This window comes from Micromonospora sp. CA-244673, from assembly GCF_050948395.1.
Taxonomy (GTDB): domain Bacteria; phylum Actinomycetota; class Actinomycetes; order Mycobacteriales; family Micromonosporaceae; genus Micromonospora.
The window spans coordinates 6,796,195-6,816,987 of record NZ_CP192019.1 but is presented as its reverse complement, the minus strand read 5'-3'; the positions used below and the strand labels follow the sequence as shown (position 1 = coordinate 6,816,987).

The following is a 20,793-nucleotide window of genomic DNA, read 5'->3' as shown; positions in this document are numbered from 1 at the left end:
TCGTGTCAACGCAGGTGCCTCGTCTCTTCGCCGGCCTGGTCGACGACGCGGCGGTCTTCCCGCCCGGCAGCGCCGCGCTGCCGGACGCCGTGACCGCGCATCACCAGCACCGGACCGGGTGGTACGCCGACCTGGTCGGCCCGCTGCTGCTGCCCGCCTCGACCCTGCCCGACCTGCCCGACCTGCTCGCCCCGGAGGCGACCCTGGCGGTCGGCGTGATCGGCGACGTGCCGGTCGGCCGGCTGGAGGCGGCCCTCGCCGAGGCGGACGCCCGGCTGGCCGTCCGCCAGGTCGAGGCGCCCGTCGCCAAGCGCGGCGAGGACCCGCGGCCCGGCCTGGCCGACCTGCTCAAGCTCGCCGAGCGCCTCGGCGGTACCACGGTCTACGCCGAGATCCCGCTGACCTTCGGGCTGATGGGCGCGCTCGACACCCTCGCCGAGGCGCGGGCCGGCGGGCTGCCGGTGGCCGCCAAGTTCCGCACCGGCGGGCTGGCCGCCGAACTCTTCCCGACCCCGGTCGAGCTGGCCGCGGTGATCTGCGCCTGCCGGGACCGGGAGCTGCCGTTCAAGCTGACCGCCGGGCTGCACCAGGCGATCCGGCACCGGGACCCGGAGACCGGCTTCACCCACCACGGGTTCGTCAACGTGCTGGCGGCGACGCTGGCCGCGACCGGGGGCGCCGAGGTCGACGGGGTGGCCGAGCTGCTCGCCGCCACGGACCCGCTCCGGCTGGTCGAGCCGGCCCGGTCGCACCAGGAGGCCGAGCGTCCGCTCTGGGTCGGCTACGGCTCGTGCAGCATCTCCGAACCACTGACCGATCTGATCCGGCTGGGGCTGGTGAACGGGGGCTTTGAGGAATGAGTTGGGTGACGGGTGCGGCGGGCTCCGCGTACGGGGTGACCAACCTGCCGTACGGGGTGTTCCGGCAGGGCGACCGCGAGCCGCGGATCGGCGTACGCATCGGCGACTTCGTGCTGGACCTGGCCGGCGCGGAGGCCGCCGGGCTGGTGCTGGCCGCCGGCGCGCTCGGCCGGCACACCCTCAACGACTTCATGGCGCTCGGCCGTCCGCAGTGGACCGCCGTGCGGCAGCGGGTCACCGAGCTGCTCTCCGACCCGGCGCACCGGCCGGCCGTGGAGCCGCTGCTGGTGCCGCTGCGCGAGGTGGAGCTGCAGCTCCCGTTCGAGGTCGCCGACTACGTCGACTTCTACTCGTCCGAGCACCACGCGTCGAACGTCGGGCAGATCTTCCGCCCCGGTCAGCCGCCGCTGCTGCCGAACTGGAAGCACGTGCCGATCGGCTACCACGGCCGGGCCGGCACGGTCGTCGTCTCGGGCACCCCCGTCGTGCGCCCCACCGGCCAGCGGGCCACCGCGCAGGGCCCGACCACGGGCGCCTCCGTCCGGCTGGACATCGAGGCCGAGGTCGGCTTCGTGGTCGGGGTGCCGAGCCGGCTCGGTGACCGGGTGCCGATCGCGGACTTCGCCGACCACGTCTTCGGCGTGGTGCTGGTCAACGACTGGTCGGCGCGGGACATCCAGGCCTGGGAGTACCAGCCGCTCGGGCCGTTCCTGGGCAAGTCCTTCGCCACCTCGGTCTCGGCCTGGGTCACCCCGCTGGACGCGCTGGCCGACGCCTTCGTGCCCGCGCCCGACCAGGATCCGCCGGTCCAGGACTACCTGCGCGACACCCCGCACCTCGGGCTCGACCTGACCCTGTCGGTCGAGTGGAACGGCGAGCGGGTCGCCGAACCGCCCTTCGCCACCATGTACTGGACCCCGGCCCAGCAGCTCGCCCACCTCACCGTCAACGGCGCCTCGCTGCGGACCGGCGACCTCTACGCCTCGGGCACCGTCTCCGGTCGGGAGCGCGGGCAGGTCGGCTCGTTCCTGGAGCTGACCTGGGGCGGGGCCGAGCCGGTCAAGTTCGCCGACGGCGCCGCCCGCACCTTCCTGGAGGACGGCGACACGGTGACGATCACCGCCACCGCGCCCGGCCCGGACGGCACCACGGTCGCCCTCGGCGAGGTCACCGGCACCATCCTGCCGGCGCGCTGAGTCGCTTCTGCTCACTCTCCGTCCCCGGTCGCACCCGCTGTGCGACCGGGGACGTTTCCTTGGCCGTTGATCGTCGCGGATTGCGTACGCCCCGGCGGTGCGGGCCGGGGCGCACCCGAGTGGAACAGGAAGGACCGCGAGGATGACCGAGTTGACCGGCGCCGTCTGGCGCACCAGCAGCCGCTCCAACGATCAGGGCCTCTGCGTCGAGGTGGCGACCAACGTGGTCGCCGCGCACGGCGTGGTGGGCGTACGCGACTCGAAGGACCCACAGGGTCCGGCGCTCGCGGTCAGCCCACCGGGCTGGACGGCGTTCGTCGCCGCGATCCGGGGTGACGCCTTCCGCTCCTGACCGCTCACCGGGCGCCCGGTGCCCCGTTCGGGGCACCGGTGGTGGAAATGTCACCGCAAGGCTCCCCTTACCCCGTGACGGCCCGTACCGTGGACGACACGGGAGGTGCCCATGTCGACGGTGACGGTTTCCGCATTCATCGAAGCGCAGGACGTCGACGTCTGGCGGCTCCTCACCGACCTCCCGGCGCGGGCCGACTGGCTCTCCGCGGTCGGCACGGTCGACGTTCTCAGCCCGGGCGACTTCGGGCCCGGCACCGCCTGGCGGGAGACCCGGGTCCGGCCCGACGGCGTCGCCGAGCCGGAGGAGTTCCTGGTGGTCGAGGCGGCCGTCCCGGCCCGGCTGGTGCTCAGTTCGCGGGGCGCGGGTGCGGACTACCGGATCACCTGGACGCTGCGCACCGTCGAGCGCCGGCGGCGCGGCTGCACCGAGGTCACGGTCGAGCACGAGGCCGCGCCGACCCGCCCGTACGGCCGGGTGCTGGCCCTGATTCTCGGCGGCCTGGCCGCCCGTGCGGTGGAGGGCGCCATCCGCCGCGACCTGGCCGACCTGGCGCTGGCCGTCGGGCCCACCCGGTCCGCCGAGGCCGCCTGAGCCGATCCGGGCAGCGGGAGCGGGGCCTCGTCCGTCGGCGCCTCCGCAGGCCGCCGCAACTCCACCCCGACGCGGCTGACGCCGCGCGGTCGACGGGGGCCGCCGCTGGGTAGGGTGCCGGGCGGAGGTGCGGCATGGGCAAGCCCGCGGGGCGGCGGATCCTGGTGGCGGTCGTGGCGGTGCTGGCCGTCGCGGCGTCGGTCGCCGTGGTCCTCCGGGTCCTCGCGCCCGCCGAGGTCGAGACCGTCGCCCGGGGCGCGTACCCGGCCGCGCCGACCCCGCCTGTCGGCGTGATCGGCCGGCTGCCGGTGGCGCCGCTGGTCGTGGACGGCCGCCTCCGCGTCTACGCGGGCGCCCGCCAGGTGTACGCGGACCAGCCCGTCTCCGGGAAGCACCGGGTCACCCCGTTCTGGTCGTACCGCCGCTGGCCGGCCAGGCTGGTCGGGGTGCTCGCCGAGGGGACCACGGTGGTCAGCCGCTGGTCGGACGGGAAGCTGGTGGCGCTGGACGCGCGTACCGGACGGGTCGCCTGGCGGGCCGAGGGCCCGGAGCCGGGCGCGGTGCCGAAGCCCCGCCGCACCTACGCCGCCACGGTCTGGGATCCGGCGGGCCTGCACGTCACCCGGGCCGCCGACGGCCGTGCCGTCCTGGTCGCGGTGGGCGCCGACGCGATCGGCGGGTACGCGCTGGCGGACGGCCGCCGGCTGTGGCGGGCGGAGGTGGCCGGGGACTGCCGTGCCGACCTGGGCACCACGGCCGCCGGCGAACTGGTCGGGGTGGACTCCTGCGCCGGGCCGGCCACGGTCGAGTTCCGGGACGCCGCGACCGGCGCGGTACGGACCCGCTGGCGACCGCCGGACGCCCCGGAGCAGCTCGTGGTGACCCCGGTCGGCTGCCGGGACGGCCACTCGGCCTGCCGTGGGCTGCGTACGTCGGGGCGGGGCGACGAGACGGGCCGGGGCTGGCTGGTCCCGAGCGAGGGTGAGCCGGTGGCCGCCCCCGCGCTGGACGGCCCGGACGCCGAGCTGGACGGCGAGCACGCGGTGTCCACCGCCGGCGGTGTCGTCACCGGACGGTCCGCCCGGACGGGCGCCGAGCTGTGGCGCCGGGCCGACCTCGGTGCGGTCCGGATCCTGGCGGTCGAGCCGGGCCGGGTGTACCTGCTGACCGAGGGACGGGCTCTGATCACGCTGGACCCGGCCACCGGCGCGGAGCGGTCCCGGTTCGTCCTGGACATCGGCCGGGACGGGGTCGGCTGGCAACCCGGCCGGGCGCACGCGGCGGACGGTTACGTGGCGGTGGAACGGCTGCGCGAGGGGGCCCGCGCGGACGACGACGACCAGGGGTACTTCCTGATGGCCGAGTCGGTGCTCCTCGCGCATACCTGACCGGCAAACAGGCCATAAAACGGACAAAACGGTATTAGAGTGACCATATCACCGAAGGGTGAGGTGTCCGGGACCGGTCCGTAGGGGGTTGACGGACCGGCCCCGGACCTGCGCCGTCAGGCCAGCGCGGCCTCGGCGGCGGCCAGGAAGGCGTCGTTCTCGGCCGGCGTGCCGATGGTGACCCGCACCCCGTCGCCGGGGAACGGCCGCACGATCACGCCGCGCGCCTCGCACGCCCGGCCGAACTCGACGGCCCGGTCGCCCAGCGGCAGCCAGACGAAGTTGGCCTGGCTGTCCGGCACGTCCGGGACGAACTTGCGCAGGGCCTCGGTGACCCGGTCCCGCTCGGCGACGACCAGCGCGCAGCGCCGCTCGACCTCGTCGGCCTGTGCGAGCGCGGCCAGCGCGCCCGCCTGGGCGGCCATGCTGGTGGAGAAGGGCGTGACCACCTTGCGCACGGCGGCGGCCACGGTCGGCTCGGCGACCAGCCAGCCGATCCGCAGGCCGGCCAGACCCCACGCCTTGGACAGGGTGCGCAGCACCGCCACGTTCGGCCGGTCCAGGTAGCTCAGGCCGTCCGGCACCTCGGGGTCGGTGACGAACTCCCGGTACGCCTCGTCGATCACCACGAGCACGTCGTCCGGCACCGCGTCGAGGAAGCGGTCCAGCTCGGCCTTCCGGACCGCGGTGCCGGTCGGGTTGTTCGGGTTGCAGACCAGGATCATCCGGGTCCGGTCGGTCACCGCCGCCGCCATCGAGGCCAGGTCGTGGCCGTGGCCGGCGTCGTTCGGCACCCGCACGCTGGTCGCGCCGCTGGTCGCCGCGATGATCGGGTACGCCTCGAAGGACCGCCACGAGTAGAGCAGCTCGTCGCCGGGCAGGCACGTGGCCCGCACCAGGTGCTCGGCCAGCGCCACCGAGCCGCAGCCGGTGGCGATCCGGTCGGCGTCCACGCCGTACCGCTCGGCGAGGGCCTGCCGCAGCGCCACCACGCCCATGTCGGGGTAGCGGTGCGAACCGGCGACCGCCTCGGCGACCGCCTCCACGACGCCGGGCAGCGGGCCGTACGGGACCTCGTTGCTGGCCAGCTTGATCGCCTCGGGCAGGCCCAGCTCACGGGCCAGGTCGGCCGGGCTGCGTCCGGGTACGTAGTTGGGCAGCGCGTCCAGGTCGGCGCGGGTGAGCCGCAGCGGAGGCTGGTGACGTCCGGTGTCGGTCATGGGGTGTCTCCCGGGGGGTTGGCGCGGTCGCGCGTGGTGGTACGGGTGTCGGGCCGGACGCGGGGGAGCTGGACCACCACGGTCTGCGCCCGCTTGTCGTGCAGAGCCTGGCGCAGCGGTTGGTCGAAGAGCGGTGAGACCGCGTCCACGAACTGGAGCAGCAGGCCCAGGCCGCAGCAGTACCAGAGCAGGGTGGGCAGGCCGAGGGTGCTCCAGCGCCGGGTGGCTCGGCCGAAGCCGAGCGGCTGGTCCGCCTCGACCGGCAGGGCGCGGATGCCGACGAGCCGCTTGCCGAAGGTCTGCCCGCGGGCGGCCATCGAGGGCACCTCGTAGGCGAACCAGAGCGCGGTGGCGATGAGCAGGATGGCGATCTGGAGCCCGGCGGCCTGCTCGCCCGGCTGGGGCAGCCCCTCGGTGGAGGTGTCCCCGGCCAGCGACCGGCGCAGCGACTCGCGCAGGTACGGCGAGATCTCCTCGACGTAGCGCCAGACGAACCAGCCGTTGACCACGGCGTTGAGCAGGAACACGACGCCGAAGTCGATCAGGCGGGCGACCAGCCGGGCGCCGTACGACGCGAGCGGCAGCCCGTGCGGGCGCGGCGCCGGCGGCCGCCCCGGCCAGCCGGGGTACGGCCAGCCCGGCGGCGGTCCCTGCGGGCCCGGTTGGCCCGGCTGTCCCGCCCACGGGGCGGGCTGTCCCGGCTGTCCGGGCTGTCCCGGCTGTCCGGGCCACGGGCCGCCCTGCCCCGGCCACACCTGTCCCGGGCCACCGGCCGGCGGGCCCGGGTACGGCCCGGGGGCCGGCACGCCGGGGTGCGTGCCCGGCGCCGGGGCCGGCTGGCCCGACTGCGGCGCGGCCGCGGTGGCGGCCGGTGCGGAGACGGGGGCCGGCTCGGGCGGCGGTGGTCCGTCGGGTGGGGTGGCGTCGACCGGGATCGGCGCGCCGATCCACCCCTCGCCGTCCCAGTACCGGCGGGTCTCGGTGTCGGCGGGGTCGACGTACCAGCCGGGTTGCACACTCACGGCCGTGCCTCGCTGTGCTTCACGGTGCAACCTTAACGACGACCGTTCCGGCGACCTTGTCGTGCAGGGTCTGCTGCCAGGGCTTGTCCCAGAGCTGCCAGAACCCGTCGAGGTAGTTGGCGAAGGGCACCAGGGAGCCGGCGACGAACTCCACGAGGTACCGCCGGCCGAGCACGCCCCGGGTCAGGGGCGCGGTCGGGTCGAGCGGGACGATGCGCAGCTTCATCACCTTCTTGCCGAGCGTCTGGCCGGTCCGGCGGGCGTACTCGACGTGGTAGAGCCAGTAGAAGACGAACATCAGCAGCAACAGCCCGGCCTCGGCGAGCAGCAGGGGCAGGAAGAAGTCGGTCAGCACGGTGGCCGGGTCGGGCTCGGGCACCGTCCCGTCCGGGGCGACCGCCATCAGGTCGCTGAACATCCGGAACCAGAGCCAGAGGAAGACCGGCAGGAACAGCACCATGGCCACCGCGCTCGCCACCGCGGTGTCGATCAGCCAGGCCACCAGCCGCTCGCCGAAACCGGCCAGGGGCTGGCCGTTGGGGGCCAGGGTGGGCGGCACGAAGGCGGCGCGCGGGGCGTGCCCCGCAGGTGGCGGCGGATAGCTCGGCGGCCCGGCGTACGCGGGCGGGGTGCGCTGCGGCGGCGGCAGGTACGGCCCGGACGGCGGCGCGAAGCCGCCGCCCGCGGGCGGGGGCCCGGCGGGCGGCGGAGACGCTGGTTGAGGCTCGGTCACGCGGACAGTGTTACAGGTTCCCGCGCTTCTCCTGCTCCCGCTCGATGGCCTCGAACAGGGCCTTGAAGTTGCCCTTGCCGAAGCCCAGCGAGCCGTGCCGCTCGATCAGCTCGAAGAAGACGGTCGGGCGGTCCTGCACCGGCTTCGTGAAGATCTGGAGCAGGTAGCCGTCCTCGTCCCGGTCGACAAGGATCTTGCGGGACTTCAGCTCCTCGATGGGCACCCGCACCTGGCCGATCCGGGCGCGCAGCTCCGGGTCCTCGTAGTAGGAGTCCGGGGTGTCGAGGAACTCGACTCCGGCGGCCCGCATGGCGTCGACGCTGGCCAGGATGTCGTTGGTGGCCACGGCGATGTGCTGGGCGCCCGGGCCCTGGTAGAACTCCAGGTACTCGTCGATCTGCGACTTCTTGCGGGCGACGGCCGGCTCGTTGAGCGGGAACTTCACCTTGCGGGTGCCGTTCGCGACCACCTTGCTCATCAGCGCCGAGTAGTCGGTGGCGATGTCGTCGCCGATGAACTCGGCCATGTTGCTGAAGCCCATGACCCGCTTGTAGAACTCGACCCACTCGTCCATCCGGCCCAGCTCCACGTTGCCGACCACGTGGTCGACGGCCTGGAAGAAGCGCTTCGGCTGGATGCCGGCGTCGATCATCGGCTGCCGGTCCACGATCGGGCCGCGGGCCACGAAGCCGGGCAGGAACGGGCCGGTGTAGCGGGAGCGGTCGACCAGCGTGTGCCGGGTGTCGCCGTACGCGGCGATGGCCGCCATCCGGACGGTGCCGTGCTCGTCGCTCACATCGTGCGGCTCGACCAGGCCGGTCGCGCCCTGCGCGGTGGCGTGGGCGTACGCGGCGTCCACGTCCGGCACCTCCAGCGCGATGTCGGAGACGCCGTCGCTGTGCTTCGCCACGTGCTCGGCGCCGTCGGCGTCCGGGCGGACCGCGCCGGTCAGCACGAACCGGGCGGAGCCGCTGGTCAGCACGTACTGGGCGTGGTCCCGGTAGCCCTGCTCAGGGCCGCGGTAAGCCACGCAGGTCATGCCGAAGGCGGTGGAGTAGTAGTGGGCGGCCTGCTTGGCGTTGCCCACCAGGAAGTGCACGTGGTCGAGGCCCTTGACCGGGAACGGGTCGCGGGTGATGTCGTGGTCGACGGCGCCGACGAGCGCGTCGACGTCGACCTCCTCGGTCGACTGGGGTCGGTCGATCGCCTGGGTCATGAGGGCCTCCCTTGCGTACCGGCCGGCCTCGTGGGCCGCCGTTGCTCTGCTGTTGTGGCGAGGATCGCTGCGCCGCCGCCGGTTGGGCAATAGTCGGCGGAAACTCTGGTCAGGTTGTGCATTCGGTAATATGAAACCCCATGAACACTGGTCAGGATGTACAGCTCGACGCGCTGGACGCTCGCTTGATCGATCTGCTCGCCGAGGAACCCCGGATCGGGGTGCTGGAGTGCTCGCGGCGGCTCGGCGTGGCCCGGGGCACCGTCCAGGCCCGGCTCGACAAGCTGGTCGAGCGGGGCGTGGTCGCCGGGTTCGGGCCGGACATCTCGCCGGCCGCCATCGGCTTCGGGGTCACCAGCTTCGTGACCCTGGAGATCAGCCAGCGGCACGGCCACGACCCGGTGACCGCGCACCTGGCCGCCATCCCGGAGGTGCTGGAGGCGCACACGATCACCGGCTCCAGCGACCTGCTCTGCCGCATCGTGGCCCGGTCGAACACCGACCTCCAGCGGGTCATCGACCAGATCGTCGCCTCGGAGGGCATCCGCCGCGCCTCCACGATCATCGCCCTCGCCGAGCAGATCCCCTACCGCACCCTGCCCCTGGTCCGCTCCGCCGCCCGCGGCGCATAACACGGCGGCCAGCCGAGAAAGCGGCGCGACACGGCCGTTCGGGGGGCCGGCGCACCGGTGATCGTCGCTACCGTGTGCGGTGTGAAGGGCCTTGGCGTACGCGGCTGGTTGCTGCTGGGGCTCATCACCGTGGTCGTGCTCGCCGCCACCGGCGTGTGGAACCCGTTCCCCGCCGTGTGGGACTGGGTCGACCGGAGCAAACCGATCTCCGAGCCGGACGTGGTCTGGCAGCAGCGGGTCGGCGGCACCCCGAAGAGCGTCACCATCGCCGGCGACACCGTGATCGTCGAGCAGCGCACCCGGGTCGAGGCCCGCAGCCTGGCCAACGGCGCGCAGCTCTGGGAGCGCAAGGCCGACTGGGCGGCGGTGGCCGGCGGCGACCGCGACCCGGTCGTCGCCGTGGGCAAGCTCCTGCACAAGGGCTACGAGGTGCTCGACCCCACCACCGGTGTGGTGCGCCGCCGCGACGAGCGGGCGGTGGCCGTCTGGACCTACCGCAACCTGCTGCTCGACGCCTACTGCGTGCAGTCCACCGACTGCACCCTGCGCGCCTGGGAGCCGCGCGGCACCGCGCCGCGCTGGAGCGCCTTCCTGCCCGGGGTGAACAGCGGGGTGCTCGCCGACAACCCCGAGCTGCTGGGCACCCGGCGGCTCGGCGCGCCGCGGATCGACGGCGGGGTGGCCGGGCCGGAGTCGGTCCCGCCGCTGCTCGGCTTCCCGGTCGACGGCCGGGTCCACGTGGTGGACACCGCCACCGGCCGGGTGCTCCAGAACGTCGAGCCCGGCCGCGAGGAGCGGCTCGCCGTGGTCGGCGGGCGGCTGCTCCGGATCGCCGCCACCTCCCGCGACGGGACCTGCTACTTCGCCCTCACCGCCGTCGACCCGGCCACCGGGCAGCAGGTGTGGCGGCGCAACGGGGTGAACCTGCGGACCGCCGACTACGCCGGCTGCGTGCAGCGGGAGGACCCGCAGGGCGCCCGGAACGTGCTGATCGGGGTCGCGCCGGACGGGCGCGAGGCGGTGCTCGACGGGTACGACGGCCGGCTGCTCCAGGTCGGCGCCGAGGGCGAGAAGCTGCTCGCCGTCGACGACCGCTACGCGCTGGTGCGCAGCGCCGACAAGGGCTCGCTCCTCGGCCGGGAGCTGTCGGTCGACCGCACCCGCTGGACCCGCCCGGCCGGCGGGAAGACCGGCGCGGCGCTCACCCCGTACGCCGCGCTGATCGCCGAGGAGAAGCCGTCCCGGCTCATCGCGGTCGAGCCGCGGAGCGGTCGGGAGCTGGTGCTGTTGCGGACCTCCGCGAACGCCCTGGCGGTCGGTCCGAACGGCATGATCATCGGAGAGGGCCGGGAGATCGGGTACGTCCGCTGGGGCGCCGGCGCCGCCGGGGTGCCCCCGCCGGACGAGGGCGCGGTGCCCGCGCCGGACCCGGGCGACACCTGGCGACCCCCGAACGACCAGGGCAGTTGCGGTCCGAAGAACGAACTCTGTGCCGGCGGCAAGTGACGCCGGGTGAGAGCGGCGTCCCAGGACGCACCCGGCGGGTGCCACCGATCGAAGGCTCTGCCCTAGGCTTTTCGGTCATGAGCAGTGCCGCCGCCTTCTCGTACGCCCCCCTGCTGCCGACCGGACCCGACCAGACGGACTACCGCCTGGTCACCGATGAGGGCGTCGACGTCGTCGACGGCCCGGGTGGCCGTCGGTTCCTCACCGTGGAGCCGGCCGCGCTGACCGCGCTGACCGCCGAGGCGATGCACGACATCGCCCACTTCCTGCGCCCGGCCCACCTGGCCCAGCTCCGGTCGATCATCGACGACCCGGCGGCCTCGCCGAACGACCGGTTCGTCGCGCTGGACCTGCTGCGCAACGCCAACATCGCCGCCGGTGGCGTGCTGCCGATGTGCCAGGACACCGGCACCGCGATCGTCATGGGCAAGCGCGGCCGGCACGTGCTCACCGACGGCACCGACGCCGAGGCGATCTCGCGCGGCGTCTACCAGGCCTACACCCGGCTCAACCTGCGCTACTCGCAGCTCGCCCCGCTGACCATGTGGGACGAGCGGAACACCGGCAGCAACCTGCCCGCCCAGGTCGAGCTCTACGCCGAGGACCCGGACGGGCACCCCGACGCGTACAAGTTCCTCTTCATGGCCAAGGGCGGTGGCTCGGCCAACAAGTCCTACCTCTACCAGGAGACCAAGGCGCTGCTGAACCCCACGCGGATGATGCAGTTCCTGGAGGAGAAGCTGCGCCTCATCGGCACCGCGGCCTGCCCGCCCTACCACCTGGCCATCGTCATCGGCGGCACCTCCGCCGAGTACGCGCTCAAGACCGCCAAGTACGCCTCCGCGAAGTACCTGGACGCCCTCCCCATGCAGGGCTCGATGAGCGCGCACGGCTTCCGCGACCTCGAGCTGGAGGCCGAGGTGCTGGAGCTGACCCGCAACTTCGGCATCGGCGCGCAGTTCGGCGGGCGCTACTTCTGCCACGACGTGCGGGTGGTCCGGCTGCCCCGGCACGGCGCGTCCTGCCCGGTGGCCATCGCGGTCTCCTGCTCGGCCGACCGCCAGGCGGTCGCCAAGATCACGCCGTCGGGCGTCTGGCTGGAGCGCCTGGAGACCGACCCGGCGCGCTACCTGCCCGACGTCACCGACGCCCAGCTCGACAGCTCCGAGGTGGTCCGGGTCGACCTCAACCGGCCGATGGACGAGATCCGCGCCGAGCTCTCGAAATACCCGGTGAAGACCCGGCTGTCGCTGACCGGCCCGCTGGTGGTGGCCCGGGACATCGCGCACGCCAAGATCGCCGAGCGGCTGGACGCCAGCGAGCCGATGCCGCAGTACCTGCGCGACCACGCCGTCTACTACGCCGGCCCGGCCAAGACCCCCGAGGGCTACGCCTCGGGCTCGTTCGGCCCGACCACGGCCGGCCGGATGGACGCCTACGTGGAGAAGTTCCAGGCGGCCGGCGGCTCGATGGTGATGCTGGCCAAGGGCAACCGCTCCGCCCAGGTCACCCGCTCCTGCCAGACCCACGGCGGCTTCTACCTCGGCTCGATCGGCGGCCCGGCCGCCCGCCTCGCCCAGGACTGCATCAAGCACGTCGAGGTGCTCGAATACCCCGAGCTGGGCATGGAGGCGGTCTGGAAGATCCAGGTGGAGGACTTCCCCGCCTTCATCGTGGTCGACGACAAGGGCGAGGACTTCTTCGCCGAGGTCACCAAGCCGGTGCTCACCGTCGGGCGGCGCTGACCCTCGACGTACGCGAAAAAGGGCGCCGGGTGGGATCGCACCCGGCGCCCTTGTCGGTGTCCTCGGTCAGGTCGGGTCGGCCACCGGGAACCAGTACACGCCCTCTCCGGAGGTGATGCCGGACTCCGTCCGGCTGAAGAGGTACAGGTAGTTGTCGCCCGCCTCGGTCGGGGTGAGGGTGATCGTGGCGGTGCCGTCCGGGCCTGCCGGGACCGTCTTCTCCTCGGTGCCGAAGCGGTAGACGAACTCGGTGCTGCCGGGTACGTGGGCGGTCAACGTGAAGGCGCCGGCGATCCCCGGGCCGCCCGCACCGCCGCCCGACGGGTAGTCGTCGCTGGTCACCGTGGGGGCGAGCCGGCCGATGACCAGGGCGTACTCCGTCTCGTCGGAGACAACGTCACCGATCTTCTCGCGCACCTTGAGCCGCACCCAGCCGCTGGTGTCGCCCGGGTACGACCGCGGCGTCCAGTTGACGGTGGCGGTGCCGTCGGCCGCCGCCGCCACCGTCTGCGGGCCGTCCCCGAAGTCGTAGACGTAACCGGTGACGCCGTCGCGGGCGGGGTGGAAGCTGAACTGGCCGGTCACGCCCGGACCGCCGGCCTCCTGGTACATGGGGTAGTCGGTGGAGCTGACCTCCGGCGCGTGTGAGAAGACGACGAAGTACGCGGAGGCGGTCTCCGACTCGATGCCGTCGGCGGTCCGGCTGAACACCTCGATCCACTGGAACCCGGCTTCGCTCGGGGTGTACGTGACCGTGGCCGTCCCGTCCTCCCTCGCGGCCGCCGTGTGCTGCTCGCCGCCGTTGACCGACCAGACGTACCCGGTCACGCCCGGCATGCCGGGGCTGAAGGTGAAGGTGCCGGACGTGCCGGCGAGCGGGCCGTCCCCGCCGTCGAGTGGGAAGTCCGTCGAGGAGATGGCCGGTGCGCTGGCCAGGTAGAAGTGGTACTCGCCGGTGCCGCTGGGCAGGTCGTCCGAGGTGCGGCTGGTGACGGTGACCTTGTTGGAGCCACCCTTGCGCGGGGTGATCGTCACCGTCGCGGTGCCGTCCGCGCCGGCCCGCACGGTCGCCGGCTCCCCGTCGTTGAGGCGCCAGGTGTACTCGACCACGTTCTCCATGCCGGGCGCGAAGGTCAGCTCACGCGGCTCACCGAGGCCGCCGGTCGGGTTCCCGTCGGTGACCGTCGGCGCGGTGTTGCGCACCCGGAACTCGTAGCTGGTCTGCGGGGAGCGGTTGCCGGTCCGGTCCACCGCCTGGACGTACAGCTGGTTGGTGCCGTAGCTGGTCGGCGTGGCCGAGATGGTCGCCGTGCCGGCGGCGTCGGCGCTCACGTAGGTGAGCGCGCCGAAAAGGCCGTACCGGAAACCGACGACGTCATCGGCGCCCGGTGCGCTCAAGGTGAACCGGCCGGGGACGCCCGGCCCGCCGTGACCCGGCCAGCCCCCTTCGGACGGGTAGTCGGTGGAGGTCACCGTGGGCGCAGGCGGCACCTTCGTGTCCACGGTGAACCGGCACTCCGGCGACCAGGCCGAGCTGTCGCCGTCCTGGTCGGTGGCGCGGACGCTGAACGCGTACGTGCCGCCGTCCGTCATCACGCCGTCCGGGACGGTGTACTGGAACCGGGACCCGGAGGGCAGCGTGTAGGAGAACTCGAACTCGGTCCGCTCGCCGGGCCGGTCGGCCGGCCACCAGGCGAAGGCCGCCTTCAGCCTATCGCCGCTGCCGGTGTCGTTGACGTCCGGGTCGGTCACGACGGCCTGGAGCTCCGGCCGGGTGGTGCCGATGAAGAGGTCGTCCCGGCAGGCGACGCCACCGGCCGCGAGCCGGGTGGGGACGTCCGGCGCCCGGTTGTGCTCCAGCGAGACGCCGAGGGTCGTCACCCGCCGGCTCCAGTGGAGGCCGTTCTCGTGCTCGCCGATGCGGAGCATGAGCGTGAGCCTGTCCTGCTTGGCCGCGACCGCCTCGCTCACCGCGTCGGTGATCGCCGTGCTCAGGTAGCTGGCGGGGCAGGCCGGGCCGGACACGGTGAGGTCGGCGAGCTTCTCGACGGCCCTGGGCGCGGTCTTCCAGGTGGGTGCGGCGGTCGGGTTGTCGGTCCGCCAGAGCTGGAGCTCGCGCGGCTTGTCGCAGTCGGCGACCGACCGCTCGCCGGTCACCGTGCGGGCGCTGATGATCCGCTGCCCGTGATAGGGCGTGAGGTCGAAGGTGAAGTACGCCCGCGAGGTGTGCTTGTCGCCCGAGGCGCCCTGCCACGTGCCGACCGGCAGGGTGCCGTCCTCGGGCGGGAAGGAGCGGGTCGGCTCGGCGTTGTCGGTCCAGGCAGCCTGGACGGGCTGGACGAAGTCCTGCACGGCTGACGCCGGCTGGGCGGCGACCGTCAGGGCGCCGGTGGTGGTGAGCAGGGCCGCCAGGCCCGTGCCGAGAAGACGGCGCGGTACGCGCCTCCGGCGTGCCGTGGACACGCCGGTGGTACCCCCGTTGAGATGCAAGGTGGCTGCCTCCGATGAAGGTGGTCGGACTCATGCAGCTCAGCGAAGGCCGGCCCGCGGACGTTACGCCGTTTCCGCGCTCGGCGGCTCGATCGACATCGGTGCGCCCGCCCGGGCGCGGAGCCCGGGCGGGCGCACCGCCCCCGTCGGATGTCGTCATCGACAACCACGGTCAGTCTCCGGGCCGGTGCTGTCGATCCGCTATCAGATCGCTATCGTCTGCCCGAGGCGATCCGTGACCGTCGGGTTACGCTGCTGGAAGTTGCACAGGAAGGCGTGCGGGGGCGTAGATGCGGTTCGCGATTCTGGGGCCGCTGCGGGTCGGCGGTGGCGAGGCAACCATCACCGCTGGTCGGGATCGGACGGTCCTCGCCGTGCTGCTGCTGCGCGCGGGCCGGGTGGTGCCCGTCGAGGAGCTGATCGACGCGGTCTGGGAGGACCGCCCGCCGGCCACCGCGCGCACCCAGCTCCAGATCTGCGTGTCCCGCCTGCGACATCGGCTGGCGACGCTCGGGCCACCGGCGGAGATCATCATCACCGACCCGGTCGGCTACGGCGTCCGGATCGAGCCGGACGACCTCGACGCCGAGGTCTTCGCCCGCGGCGTGGAGGCGGGCCGGGTGGCGGCCGCCGCGCTGGAGGAGTGCGTCGACGTCGAGCTGCGCCTGCGCCGGGCGGCCGACGTCATCGACGAGCTGACCGAGAACGTCGAACGGCATCCGCTCCGCGAGCGGCTGCGCGGCCAGCTCATGCTCGCCCTGTCCGCGGTGGGCCGGCAGGCGGACGCGCTCGCCGTCTACCGGGAGGGCCGCCGCATCTACGCCCAGGAGCTGGGCATCGAGCCCGGTGCGGCGCTGCAGGAGCTGCACCAACGGGTCCTGGCCGGCGACCTGGCGCTCGCCGGTGCGGACAACCGGACGATCGTGCCGGTCCGCTCGCTGCCCCGGGCGATCAGCGACTTCACCGGCCGCCAGGAGACGGTGGCCCGCCTCGTCAAGGAGATCGAGGGGGACGGCGTCCGGATCCAGCTCGTCGACGGGATGCCGGGAAGCGGCAAGACGACCCTCGCCGTGTATGTGGCGACCGCCCTCGGCGAGCGCTTTCCGGACGCGCACCTGTTCGTCGACCTGCACGGCCACAGCGAGCGCACGCCGCTCACGCCGGCGGCGGCGATGGCCACCCTGCTGCGCCAGCTCGGGGTGCCGCCGGAGCGGGTGCCGCTGGACGTGGACGACCGGTTGGCCCTGTGGCGCACGGAACTGGCCGGCCGGCGGGCGGTGGTGGTGTTCGACAACGCGGCGAGCACCGCGCAGGTGGCGCCGCTGCTGCCCAACGGGCCGGACAACGTCGTCCTCATCACGAGCCGGCGTCGGCTGGTGGGGCTCGACGACGGCCGGCCCTCCTCACTGACCGTGTTGGAGCGGGACGAGGCGGTCGAACTCCTGGGGCGGGTCGCGGGCGCGGGCCGGATCGAGGCGGAACCCGTGGCGGCCGCCGAGGTGGCACGCCGCTGCGGCTACCTGCCCCTGGCCCTGCGACTGGCGGGCGCCCGGCTGGCGCACCGCCCCGGCTGGCGCGTCTCCGACCTGGCCGAGCGGCTGGCGACCGGCAGCGACCCGCTCGCCGAGCTGGCGGCGGGGCAGCGGTCGGTGGGGCAGGCGTTCGCCCTGTCGTACGCGCAGCTTCCGCCGCCCGCCCAGCGACTGTTCCGGCTCCTCGGCCTCCACCCCGGCGCCCGGTTCGACAACGGGGTGGCGGCCGCCCTCCTCGGCGTGCCGATGCCCGCGAGCCAGCACCTGCTCGACGAGCTTGTCGACGCACACCTGGCGGAGGAGGTGCAGCCGGGGCGGTACCGGCTGCACGACCTGATCCGGGAGTACTCCCGCACCATCTCGGGCCAGCCGGAGCACGCGACGGAGCGCCGGCTGGCACTCGAGCGACTGCTGGATCACCACATGCACGTGGCCGCCGCCATCGCCCGCACGATCGAGCTCGTGGGGAGCCCGTCACTCTCCCGGCTGCCCGAGCCGACCCGCCTCGACCTGGTGACCGCGACCGCCGCCCAGGGCCGCTCGTGGTTCGACGAGAACCGCGCCGCGCTCACCGCCCTGGTCCGGCTGGCCGAGGCGGAGGGTCTTCTCCGGCACTGCTGGCAGCTGGCCCGGGCCACCTGGCGGGCCAACTTCGACGGCGGGCACCTCGACGAACTGCTGGAGACCCACACCATCGCCCTGCGCGCCGCCGAGGCGCTCGGCGACGACGAGGCGATCGCCACGACCCTGAACTACCTGGCCTCCGCGCACTACCGGTTGGCCCGGTTCACCGAGGCGATCCGACTCATGGAGGTCGCGCTCGTCCACCGGCGCCGGCTCGGGCGTGCGGCCGAGATCGGCTCGACCCTGGGCAACCTCGGCGTGGCAGCCCTGACCAACGGCGACTACCGGCGCGGCAAGGAGTATCTCGATGAGGCCCTCGCCCTCAAGCAGCACTCGAACGGCGCGCACGCGAGCTTCCTGAACAACCTTGCCTACGGCCTGCTCTGCTGGGGCCGCTATCCGGAGGGTCTGCGGGTGGCGCGGCACCACCTGTTCCTGGCGCAGCAGCATCGGGACACCCGCCACGTGGCCCTGGCGATGGGCCACATCGGGATGATCCGGCACCGGCTGGGGCACACCGAGCCGGCCCGCCGGCTGTTGCGGGTCGCCCTGCGCTTCAAGCGCCAGGCCGCCAACCGCTTCGGTGAGGCCGAACTGCTCAACGAGCTGGGGATGATCGAGCAGGAGACCGGCCGTCCCGAGCGAGCCGCGGAGATGCACCGCGAGGCGCTGCTGATCATGATCGAGGCGGCGGATCGGATCGGGCAGTGTTCGTCCCGGAACCTGCTGGCCCGGGCGATCCTCCAGCAGGGCGATGTCGCGAGCGCGCTCGATCTGCACCGCCGGGTGCTCGAGGACGCCACCCGCCTGGGTTCCCGCCACGAGCAGGCCCGCGCACTGGACGGGATGGCCCGCTGCGTGCGCGGCAGCGATCCGGGCAGGGCGCGGACGTACGCCAGCCGGGCTCTGGCGCTCTTCCGGCAGATCGAGTCACCCGATCAGCACCCGACCGCGGCGCTGCTCGCCGAGCTGGGCTGAGCGGGGCGGCCGGCAGCGCTTTCCGCTGCGTGCCGGCGACCAGCGCGGCAGGATGGTACGCGTGACGACTCCAGAGGCGACCGGTTACCGGATCGAACGCGACTCGATGGGTGAGGTGGAGGTGCCCACCGAGGCGCTGTGGCGGGCGCAGACCCAGCGCGCGGTGCAGAACTTCCCGATCTCCGGGCGGGGCCTCGAACCGGCCCAGATCAAGGCCCTGGCGCAGATCAAGGGGGCGGCCGCCCAGGTCAACGCCGAGCTGGGTGTGATCGGCTCGGACGTGGGTGAGGCGATCGCCACGGCCGCCGCGCACGTCGCCGACGGCGGATACGACGACCAGTTCCCGGTCGACGTCTTCCAGACCGGCTCCGGCACCTCGTCCAACATGAACACCAACGAGGTGATCGCCACCCTGGCCGGCCGGGAGCTGGGCCGCAACGTGCACCCGAACGACGACGTCAACGCCTCCCAGTCCAGCAACGACGTCTTCCCGTCCTCGATCCACCTGGCCGCCACCCAGGCGGTCGTGGAGGACCTGCTGCCCGCGCTGAAGCACCTGGCCGGCGCGCTGGAGGAGAAGGCCGCCGAGTTCGAGACCGTGGTGAAGGCCGGGCGTACGCACCTCATGGACGCCACCCCGGTCACCCTCGGCCAGGAGTTCGGCGGCTACGCCGCCCAGGTCCGCTACGGCGTCGAGCGGCTGGAGGGGGCGCTGCCCCGGCTGGCCGAGCTGCCCCTCGGCGGCACCGCCGTGGGCACCGGCATCAACACCCCGCTCGGCTTCGCCGCGAGGGTGATCGAGAAGCTGCGCGCCTCGACCGGGCTGCCGTTGACCGAGGCCCGCAACCACTTCGAGGCGCAGGGTGCCCGGGACGCGCTGGTGGAGACCTCCGGCCAGCTCCGCACCGTCGCCGTCGGGCTCTACAAGATGGCCAACGACATCCGCTGGATGGGGTCCGGCCCCCGCGCCGGCCTGCGCGAGCTGCGCATCCCCGACCTCCAGCCCGGCTCCTCGATCATGCCCGGCAAGGTGAACCCGGTGGTCGCCGAGGCGATGCGGCAGGTGTGCGCGCAGGTGATCGGCAACGACGCCGCGGTGGCGTTCGCCGGCTCGCAGGGCGACTTCGAGCTGAACGTGATGCTTCCGGTGATGGGCCGCAACCTGCTGGAGTCCATCCGGCTGATCTCCGCGGCGAGCCGGCTCTTCGCCGACCGCCTCGTGGTCGGCCTGGTCGCGGACGCCGAGGTCTGTCTCGCGTACGCCGAGGGCTCGCCGTCGATCGTCACCCCGCTCAACCGCCACCTCGGGTACGACGAGGCCGCCTCGATCGCCAAGGAGGCGCTGGCCAGGCAGGTCTCCATCCGTGAGGTGGTGATCTCCCGCGGGCACGTCGACTCGGGCAAGCTCAGCGAGACCCAGCTCGACGAGGCCCTGGACCTGCTCCGGATGACCCACCCCTGAGCGGCCCCGCCGCGCGGATATCCGCTCGACCCGGGCGCGGGCGGGCCGGCATCATCCGCCCATGGCCGGAGATGACGAGGTGTTCCTGCGGACCGCGCGGCTGCGGCTGCGCCGGGTCACCATGGACGATGTCGACCACCTGGTCGAGCTGGACGGCGACCCGGAGGTCATGCGGTTCCTGACCAACGGCCGCCCGACCCCGGCCGAGGTGGTCCGCGGCGAGCACCTGCCCCTGCTGCTGAGCCAGTACACCCGGCATCCGGGCCTCGGCCGGTGGGCGGCGCTCGACCGGATGACCGACGAGTTCCTCGGCTGGCTCGCGCTCGATCCCTCGGCGGACGGCGCCGAGGCGGAGCTGGGCTACCGGCTGCGCCGCGCCGCGTGGGGGCACGGGCTGGCCACCGAGGGCGCGCGGGCGCTGGTGCGGCACGCCTTCGACACGGTCGGCGTCCGGCGGGTGTGGGCCCAGACGATGGCGGTCAACGACCGCTCGCGCGCGGTCATGGCCCGGGCGGGGCTGCGCTACGTCCGCACCTTCCACCTGACCTTCGACGACCCGATCCCGGGCACCGAGCACGGCGAGGTGGAGTACGAGCTGCGCCGCGAGGACTGGCCCGGGGTGCGTCAGGAGTGGGACGCGGCCTTGCGGGCCCGGTAGGCGCTGACGGCGGCCCGGTTGCCGCAGCCGGCGTCGCAGAACCGGCGGGACCGGTTCTTGGACAGGTCGACCAGCACGTTCTCGCAGTCGGGGTGGTCGCAGAGACGCAGCCGGCTCAGCTCGTCCGTGCGGACCAGGTCGGCCAGCGCCATGGCGGCCTCGACCGCCATCCGGGTGGCCAGCGGCGCGTCCCGGGGCACGGCGTGCAGGTGGTACGGCTCGTCGTCGTGCCGGACGAGCTGCGGCAGCGCCTGCGACTCCCGGAGCAGCCCGTTGACCACGGCCACCACCTCGTCGATGTCGGCGTACCAGATCCGACGGAGCCGGGGCCGGAGCGCGCGGACCTCGCGCAGCTCCGCCTCGGTGTGCTCGTGCCGGCCGGTCCACCCGTACGCGGTGAAGAACTCGTCGAGGGCGGCCACGTCGGGCAGCCCCTCCCGGTCCGGGCCGGCCGTGTTGACCAGTGCCGCGGACGCGATCAGGCCGCATTCGGTGTCATGAGCAAACAGCAACTTGACTCCTGTCGGGGTGTCGGCCTAGCGTCATCAGCATAACCCCGTTTGACTCATGTCCGGCCGATCCAAG

The 20,793-nt window shown here is 73.5% G+C and carries 17 protein-coding genes; 11 read left to right on the top strand and 6 right to left on the bottom strand.

The features are described 5' to 3' along the window. Window positions 1-2 precede the first annotated feature (2 nt). From ACQP12_RS31410 to ACQP12_RS31390, 5 genes are all read left to right on the top strand, one after another. Window positions 3-860 (top strand): hypothetical protein, encoded by an 858-nt coding sequence (locus tag ACQP12_RS31410; RefSeq protein ID WP_433283634.1) that lies wholly within the window; start codon window positions 3-5, stop codon window positions 858-860. Next, window positions 857-2,056 (top strand): fumarylacetoacetase, encoded by a 1,200-nt coding sequence (fahA, locus tag ACQP12_RS31405; protein WP_433283633.1) that lies wholly within the window; start codon window positions 857-859, stop codon window positions 2,054-2,056. Before ACQP12_RS31410 ends, fahA begins: the two co-directional genes overlap by 4 nt. Before the next feature lie 142 nt (window positions 2,057-2,198). After that, window positions 2,199-2,408: a DUF397 domain-containing protein gene (locus ACQP12_RS31400; protein ID WP_357941673.1), complete on the top strand. Its 210-nt coding sequence runs from the start codon at window positions 2,199-2,201 to the stop codon at window positions 2,406-2,408. A 111-nt stretch (window positions 2,409-2,519) separates the two neighbouring features. Further along, window positions 2,520-3,002, top strand: a complete 483-nt coding sequence (locus ACQP12_RS31395; protein ID WP_433283632.1) for an SRPBCC family protein — start codon at window positions 2,520-2,522, stop codon at window positions 3,000-3,002. A 134-nt stretch (window positions 3,003-3,136) separates the two neighbouring features. Further along, on the top strand, window positions 3,137-4,390 hold the full coding sequence (locus ACQP12_RS31390; protein ID WP_433283631.1) for a PQQ-binding-like beta-propeller repeat protein: 1,254 nt from the start codon (window positions 3,137-3,139) through the stop codon (window positions 4,388-4,390). 116 nt (window positions 4,391-4,506) lie between these two features. Here the strand turns inward: ACQP12_RS31390 and hisC are convergent, their stop codons facing one another. The 4 genes from hisC to hppD are packed head-to-tail and all read right to left on the bottom strand — an operon-like array spanning window position 4,507 to window position 8,581. Further along, a complete protein-coding gene (hisC, locus tag ACQP12_RS31385; protein ID WP_355346367.1) occupies window positions 4,507-5,610 on the bottom strand; it encodes a histidinol-phosphate transaminase in 1,104 nt (367 codons plus the stop codon). Then, window positions 5,607-6,632: an RDD family protein gene (locus ACQP12_RS31380; protein WP_433283630.1), complete on the bottom strand. Its 1,026-nt coding sequence runs from the start codon at window positions 6,630-6,632 to the stop codon at window positions 5,607-5,609. The genes hisC and ACQP12_RS31380 overlap by 4 nt, the downstream gene beginning before the upstream one ends. Before the next feature lie 19 nt (window positions 6,633-6,651). Further along, window positions 6,652-7,365 (bottom strand): RDD family protein, encoded by a 714-nt coding sequence (locus ACQP12_RS31375; protein ID WP_433283629.1) that lies wholly within the window; start codon window positions 7,363-7,365, stop codon window positions 6,652-6,654. A 10-nt stretch (window positions 7,366-7,375) separates the two neighbouring features. Continuing rightward, window positions 7,376-8,581, bottom strand: a complete 1,206-nt coding sequence (gene hppD, locus ACQP12_RS31370) for a 4-hydroxyphenylpyruvate dioxygenase (RefSeq protein ID WP_366648716.1) — start codon at window positions 8,579-8,581, stop codon at window positions 7,376-7,378. 140 nt (window positions 8,582-8,721) lie between these two features. On the opposite strand from hppD, the gene ACQP12_RS31365 reads away from it, so the two are divergent. The 3 genes from ACQP12_RS31365 to ACQP12_RS31355 all read left to right on the top strand — a co-directional run bounded on the left by ACQP12_RS31365 (window position 8,722) and on the right by ACQP12_RS31355 (window position 12,464). Continuing rightward, window positions 8,722-9,213 carry an Lrp/AsnC family transcriptional regulator gene (locus tag ACQP12_RS31365; protein ID WP_262282752.1) on the top strand — a complete coding sequence of 164 codons (492 nt, stop codon included), beginning with the start codon at window positions 8,722-8,724 and terminating at the stop codon, window positions 9,211-9,213. Window positions 9,214-9,285: 72 nt separating this feature from the next. After that, window positions 9,286-10,719, top strand: a complete 1,434-nt coding sequence (locus ACQP12_RS31360) for a hypothetical protein (protein WP_433283628.1) — start codon at window positions 9,286-9,288, stop codon at window positions 10,717-10,719. Between the two features lie 77 nt (window positions 10,720-10,796). Beyond that, window positions 10,797-12,464, top strand: coding sequence for a fumarate hydratase (locus tag ACQP12_RS31355; protein WP_433283627.1), 1,668 nt, complete (start codon window positions 10,797-10,799; stop codon window positions 12,462-12,464). Between the two features lie 66 nt (window positions 12,465-12,530). On the opposite strand, the gene ACQP12_RS31350 is transcribed toward ACQP12_RS31355, so the two are convergent. Further along, the gene (locus tag ACQP12_RS31350) at window positions 12,531-14,927 is read right to left on the bottom strand and encodes a hypothetical protein (RefSeq protein WP_433283626.1); all 2,397 of its coding nucleotides are present in this window, start codon (window positions 14,925-14,927) and stop codon (window positions 12,531-12,533) included. Window positions 14,928-15,244: 317 nt separating this feature from the next. Here ACQP12_RS31350 and ACQP12_RS31345 point away from each other — a divergent pair, with 317 nt between their 5' ends. The 3 genes from ACQP12_RS31345 (at window position 15,245) to ACQP12_RS31335 (ending at window position 20,208) form a co-directional block, all read left to right on the top strand. Beyond that, a complete protein-coding gene (locus ACQP12_RS31345; RefSeq protein ID WP_433283625.1) occupies window positions 15,245-18,088 on the top strand; it encodes a BTAD domain-containing putative transcriptional regulator in 2,844 nt (947 codons plus the stop codon). Between the two features lie 52 nt (window positions 18,089-18,140). Then, window positions 18,141-19,550, top strand: coding sequence for a class II fumarate hydratase (locus tag ACQP12_RS31340; protein ID WP_433283624.1), 1,410 nt, complete (start codon window positions 18,141-18,143; stop codon window positions 19,548-19,550). Between the two features lie 61 nt (window positions 19,551-19,611). Then, window positions 19,612-20,208 (top strand): GNAT family N-acetyltransferase, encoded by a 597-nt coding sequence (locus tag ACQP12_RS31335; RefSeq protein ID WP_433283623.1) that lies wholly within the window; start codon window positions 19,612-19,614, stop codon window positions 20,206-20,208. On the opposite strand, the gene ACQP12_RS31330 is transcribed toward ACQP12_RS31335, so the two are convergent. Continuing rightward, on the bottom strand, window positions 20,175-20,720 hold the full coding sequence (locus tag ACQP12_RS31330; RefSeq protein WP_433283622.1) for a CGNR zinc finger domain-containing protein: 546 nt from the start codon (window positions 20,718-20,720) through the stop codon (window positions 20,175-20,177). The two genes, ACQP12_RS31335 and ACQP12_RS31330, sit on opposite strands and share 34 nt — an antisense overlap. Between the last annotated feature and the right edge of the window lie 73 nt (window positions 20,721-20,793).

What these genes read in the sequence shown, in the direction of transcription:
- fahA (WP_433283633.1), top strand. Translation starts at nt 857, where the DNA reads ATGAGTTGGGTGACGGGTGCGGCGGGCTCCGCGTACGGGGTGACCAAC.
- ACQP12_RS31400 (WP_357941673.1), top strand. Translation starts at nt 2,199, where the DNA reads ATGACCGAGTTGACCGGCGCCGTCTGGCGCACCAGCAGCCGCTCCAAC.
- ACQP12_RS31395 (WP_433283632.1), top strand. Translation starts at nt 2,520, where the DNA reads ATGTCGACGGTGACGGTTTCCGCATTCATCGAAGCGCAGGACGTCGAC.
- ACQP12_RS31390 (WP_433283631.1), top strand. Translation starts at nt 3,137, where the DNA reads ATGGGCAAGCCCGCGGGGCGGCGGATCCTGGTGGCGGTCGTGGCGGTG.
- hisC (WP_355346367.1), bottom strand. Translation starts at nt 5,610, where the DNA reads ATGACCGACACCGGACGTCACCAGCCTCCGCTGCGGCTCACCCGCGCC.
- hppD (WP_366648716.1), bottom strand. Translation starts at nt 8,581, where the DNA reads ATGACCCAGGCGATCGACCGACCCCAGTCGACCGAGGAGGTCGACGTC.
- ACQP12_RS31365 (WP_262282752.1), top strand. Translation starts at nt 8,722, where the DNA reads ATGAACACTGGTCAGGATGTACAGCTCGACGCGCTGGACGCTCGCTTG.
- ACQP12_RS31355 (WP_433283627.1), top strand. Translation starts at nt 10,797, where the DNA reads ATGAGCAGTGCCGCCGCCTTCTCGTACGCCCCCCTGCTGCCGACCGGA.
- ACQP12_RS31345 (WP_433283625.1), top strand. Translation starts at nt 15,245, where the DNA reads ATGCGGTTCGCGATTCTGGGGCCGCTGCGGGTCGGCGGTGGCGAGGCA.
- ACQP12_RS31340 (WP_433283624.1), top strand. Translation starts at nt 18,141, where the DNA reads ATGGTACGCGTGACGACTCCAGAGGCGACCGGTTACCGGATCGAACGC.
- ACQP12_RS31335 (WP_433283623.1), top strand. Translation starts at nt 19,612, where the DNA reads ATGGCCGGAGATGACGAGGTGTTCCTGCGGACCGCGCGGCTGCGGCTG.